5 protein-coding genes are annotated in these 4,602 nt (G+C 73.6%); 3 read left to right on the top strand and 2 right to left on the bottom strand.

The genetic code is table 11. The features are described from left to right. Nucleotides 1–25 precede the first annotated feature (25 nt). A complete protein-coding gene (locus tag ACYVE9_RS16385) occupies nucleotides 26–502 on the bottom strand; it encodes an MSMEG_6728 family protein (protein WP_461028601.1) in 477 nt (158 codons plus the stop codon). Nucleotides 503–589: 87 nt separating this feature from the next. Further along, complete coding sequence (locus ACYVE9_RS16380; protein WP_461028600.1) at nucleotides 590–1,012, bottom strand: YjbQ family protein; 423 nt, start codon at nucleotides 1,010–1,012, stop codon at nucleotides 590–592. 59 nt (nucleotides 1,013–1,071) lie between these two features. Here ACYVE9_RS16380 and ACYVE9_RS16375 point away from each other — a divergent pair, with 59 nt between their 5' ends. The 3 genes from ACYVE9_RS16375 (at nucleotide 1,072) to ACYVE9_RS16365 (ending at nucleotide 4,533) form a co-directional block, all read left to right on the top strand. Then, nucleotides 1,072–2,217 carry an NAD(P)-binding domain-containing protein gene (locus tag ACYVE9_RS16375; RefSeq protein WP_461028599.1) on the top strand — a complete coding sequence of 382 codons (1,146 nt, stop codon included), beginning with the start codon at nucleotides 1,072–1,074 and terminating at the stop codon, nucleotides 2,215–2,217. Nucleotides 2,218–2,595: 378 nt separating this feature from the next. After that, the gene (locus ACYVE9_RS16370) at nucleotides 2,596–2,952 is read left to right on the top strand and encodes an alpha-amylase (RefSeq protein WP_461028598.1); all 357 of its coding nucleotides are present in this window, start codon (nucleotides 2,596–2,598) and stop codon (nucleotides 2,950–2,952) included. Between the two features lie 498 nt (nucleotides 2,953–3,450). After that, a complete protein-coding gene (locus tag ACYVE9_RS16365) occupies nucleotides 3,451–4,533 on the top strand; it encodes a S1 family peptidase (RefSeq protein WP_461028597.1) in 1,083 nt (360 codons plus the stop codon). Nucleotides 4,534–4,602: the final 69 nt, after the last annotated feature.

The following is a 4,602-nucleotide window of genomic DNA, read 5'->3' as shown; positions in this document are numbered from 1 at the left end:
CCTGCGGCCTCACCGTGACGCGGCCTCAGCGGGGAGTGCCCGCGCGGTCGGAGGCGGGCCAGACGTAGGGCAGGTCGGCGGGCACACCGGGGAAGAGCGGGCGGTAGTGGTCCGGATCCTTGCGTACGAGCGCCGAGCGGTGGCTCAGATGGAAGTCCTCGTCGCCCAGCCAGGGCGGCAGCTCCCCGGCCGCCGCCAGCGCCGGCCCGGTGCGGACGTCGGCGGGGTGCCCGGCCTGCGCCAGCTCGCCCCGCAGCCGCACCGCACAGGTGTCGGCCCGGCCGGTCTCCGTCCAGACCTCGCAGATGTCGAGGCCGTAGCGCACCAGGGCCTCCTCGTAGCCGGTCCACATGCGCACGGCGGGGTGGTGGCGCCAGCCGTACCCGGCGACGGTGAGGCCGCGCAGCACCTGGAGCGCCTCGACCCGCTGCTTGCCGAGCCGGCGCGCGTCGAGTGCCCGGGCGCTCGCCGGGAAGTCCGCGTACGGCAGGAACGTCTGCATAGCCCGTTCCTACCGCGGGCCCTCCGCTGCCGCCCGCGGAGCTGACCCGGACGCCGCAGGCCGGGCACACGTGCCGCGCCCCGGGGGTCACCCCAGGAAGCTCAGCCGCACCTGGCGGTCCGGGTTGTCCTGGTTGGTGTCGACGAGGCAGACCGACTGCCAGGTGCCCAGTTCCAGTCGGCCGTCGAGTACCGGCAGGGTGGCGTGCGGCGGGACGAGGGCGGGCAGGACGTGGTCGCGGCCGTGGCCGGGGCTGCCGTGCCGGTGCTGCCAGCGGTCGTCGGGCGGCAGCAGCTCCCTCAGCGCGGCGAGCAGATCGTTGTCGCTGCCGGCTCCGGTCTCCAGGACGGCGACGCCCGCCGTGGCATGGGGGACGAAGACGTTCAGCAGTCCGTCCCGCCCGGTGGCGACCTCCCGGAGGAAGGACACGCAGTGCCGGGTGACGTCGAGCACGGTCTCGTCGGAGCCGGTGGTGAGGTCGATGACGTGGGTGCTGAAACGATCGCTCATGGATCCATCCTGCCCGGCTCCCCGGGAAGCGCAACGAGCCCCCCGGTGTTGCTTGAAGCATGAACAACGTGGAGGTCGTGGTCATCGGAGGCGGCCAGGCCGGCCTGTCCAGCGCCTACCACCTGCGACGGGCCGGTTTCACGCCGGGCGAGGGCTTCGTGGTGCTGGACCACTCGCCGCGCCCGGGCGGCGCCTGGCAGTTCCGCTGGCCGACCCTGACGTACGGCAAGGTGCACGGCATGCACGCCCTCCCGGGCATGGAGCTCACCGGCGCGGACGACGACCGTCCGTCCTCCGCGGTGATCGGCGAGTACTTCGCCCGTTACGAGGCCGCCTTCGGCCTGCCGGTACTGCGGCCGGTGGACGTGTCGGCGGTGCGGCCCGCGCCGGACGGGCGGCTGCGGGTGGAGTCCTCGGCGGGCACCTGGTCGGCGCGCGCCCTGGTCAACGCCACCGGCACCTGGGACCGGCCCTTCTGGCCGGCCGTACCCGGCGCCGGCTCGTTCCGCGGACGGCAACTGCACACCGCGGGGTATCCCGGGCCGGAGTCGTTCGCCGGCCGGCGGGTCGTGGTGGTGGGCGGTGGCACGTCGGCGGTGCAGCACCTCCTGGAGATCGCCGAGGTGGCCGAGCGGACCTTCTGGGTGACACGCCGCCCGCCGGTGTTCCGGGAGGGCCCGTTCGGTGCGGAGCAGGGCCGCGACGCGGTGGCCAGGGTGGAGCAGCGGGTGCGGCGCGGCCTGCCGCCGCGCAGTGTGGTGTCGGTGACGGGGCTGCCCATGACCGACGCCATGCGGGCGGCCCGCGAGCGCGGCGTGCTGGACCGCATGCCGATGTTCGACCGGCTCACCCCTCAGGGCGTCGAGTGGAACGGCGGGCGACGGGTGGCGGCCGACGTCGTGGTGTGGGCGACCGGGTTCCGACCGGTGATCGACCACCTGGCGCCGCTGCGGCTGCGGGAGCCCGGCGGCGGCGTGCGACTGGACGGCACCCGCGTCACGCGGGACCCGCGGGTGCACCTGGTCGGCTACGGCCCGTCCGCGAGCACGATCGGCGCGAACCGTGCCGGCCGGTCGGCCGCCAGGGACCTGCTCGAACTGCTCCGCTCCGGGGCCGCCGTCCCCGAACAGGCGGGCGGGCGATCGCCCGAACGTGTGGGCGGCACGGAATCGGTTGCCGGTCAGCCGTGTGGCGCACGATGCTAACGGTGCGCAAGCGACGGGCTGCAGACCGCGACTGCGCACCCCGTCCGATGTCCCCATGACGTGGCGGGGCCTGTCCCACGGAACAACACCAGGAGAAGTACCCATGGATCTGCTGACCAGTCTGCTCGCCGGCGTCATCCACTTCGTCGGCTGGCTCGTCTGACGCATCCGCACACGACGCCGCCCCTCCCCGTCCCAGGGAGGGGCGGCGTCGTCGCGTGCGCGCCCGTGCACTCCGCACCCGCACGGCAGGCCGGCCCTTCCCGAAAGAATCCAGCCCCTCCGACAGAACCGGCCCTTCTTGCGGCAGTTACTGCATCTTCTTGCAGAGACGGGAGACTGAGGACACATCACCTTCCGCCACCTCAAGGAGAAGACATGTCCACCACCCGCATACGCCTTGCCGGAACCGCCGCACTCGGGGCGCTGATCGTGACCGCGCCGGCGGCGACCGCCGCCGGCCCCGCCCACGCCGCTGAGCCCGAACCCACCCGCGCGACGGGCCACTTCACCGAGGCGGAGAGCGAGCACACCGTCCCACCGCCGTGCGTGTCCGTCGCGGCGGGTTGGCGCTACACCTTCGTCACCAACGACTGCGACCAGCCGGTGAGCATCCACGTGCACTACGCCGACGAATCCCCCGGCCCGTGCCGCACCGTCACCCCCGGCATGACCGCCACCTTCCCCGGCTACGGGCCCGGTGAGTACCGCCCGCCGCGGGTCGGCGTCTGCTGACGACGCCTCGGTGACATCCGCCCACCGGGCGACGCCGTACCGCGAGGCTCCACGACAGTGCCGCGGGCAGCGTCGCGGACGGCCGCTCGGCGAGTGGTCCACAGGGACCGCGGGTACGCAGCCACCACCACGGAACGCCACCTGTGGACCGCTTGCCGAACGCCGTGGCACGCCCGGCGCCGTACTGCGTCCTGCACACGAAGGACGCAGTGACCCGCTGTTGTTCTTCCCGCGGCCGTGAGGCGTCCCGCCCCTCTCCACCGTGACTGGTGCGGACTCCACCGAAGAAAGCCGCCGTTCTTCCGGAGCCTGCCGGAGAAGTCGACGCCCGACTGGAGACCGGCGGACGAACCGTCGCCGTGCCCGGCCGGGAACGTCCGGGCACGGCCAATCGGCAACGCAGTTGAGCAGGTTGCCTCCTGCGCCCGTATGCGTGGTCAGAAGGAGCGCGCGGGTGCGCTTTCCCCACAGGAGGTCAGTTCTTTGAGCCACCGACGAGTGAACACACGCACCGGAGTCGCCGCGGGAGCAGCCGCCGTGGCCATCGTGGGCGCGGCGATCCTGCTCCCGCACGCGCAGGCCGGCCAGAACCAGCCGTCCGGGCCGCAGGCACTGAGCCAGCCGGAGGCCGCCGCGCTCGGCGCCGAACTCGCCGACGGACTGGGCGAGTCCGCCGCCGGCTGGTACTTCGACGGCGACGCGGACCGGCTGGTGATGAACGTGACCGACGCGCGGGCCGCCGAGCAGGCCCGCGAGCAGGGCGCGCAGCCCAGACTGGTCGGGAACACCATGGCCGAGCTGCGCGCCACCACCGGCACACTGCGCGAGCAGGCCCGCGTCCCCGGCACGGCCTGGTCCGTCGACCCGCGCAGCAACAGGGTCGTCGTCGTCGCGGACAGCACCGTCACCGGCGCCTCCTGGAACCGGCTGACGTCGGTGACCGAGCAGCTGGGCGACTCGGTCACCGTCAAGCGGGCCGCCGGCGAGTTCAAGCCCTTCGCCGACGGCGGTGACGCCATCTTCGGCGGCGGCTCCCGCTGCTCGCTCGGCTTCAACGTCACGGTCAACGGCGCCAAGGCCTTCCTGACCGCGGGACACTGCGGTGAGGTGGGCCAGACCTGGACCGCCGACCAGGGCGGCGACGCCCCGCTGGGCACCACCGTCGTGTCGCAGTTCCCCGGCGCGGACTTCTCCCTCGTCGGCTACGACGACCAGAACGCCGACGCGCCGAGCACGGTCGACCTGAAGAACGGCGACGTGCAGCCCATCAGCAGGGCGGAGGAGGCGTCCGTGGGCATGCCGGTGCAGCGCAGCGGCAGCACCACCGGGCTGAGCCAGGGAACGGTGACGGGCCTCAACGCCACCGTCAACTACGGCAACGGCGACATCGTCGACGGGCTGATCCAGACCGACGTGTGCGCCGAACCCGGCGACAGCGGCGGCGCGATGTTCTCCGGTGACGCCGCGGTGGGCCTGACCTCCGGCGGCAGCGGCGACTGCACCAACGGCGGTGTCACCTTCTTCCAGCCGGTCACCACGGCGCTCGCCGCCGTCGACGGCCGGATAGGCGGCGGCAACTGAGCCACCCGGCGGTGAGCGGGGCCGGCGGTCACCGGGCGGTGAGCGGGGCCGGCGGTCCGGCTCGCCCCC

The sequence above is a fragment of the Streptomyces sparsus genome, from assembly GCF_054776295.1.
The sequence above is the reverse complement of the archived record's forward strand: the minus strand, read 5'-3'. Positions and strand labels throughout refer to the sequence as shown.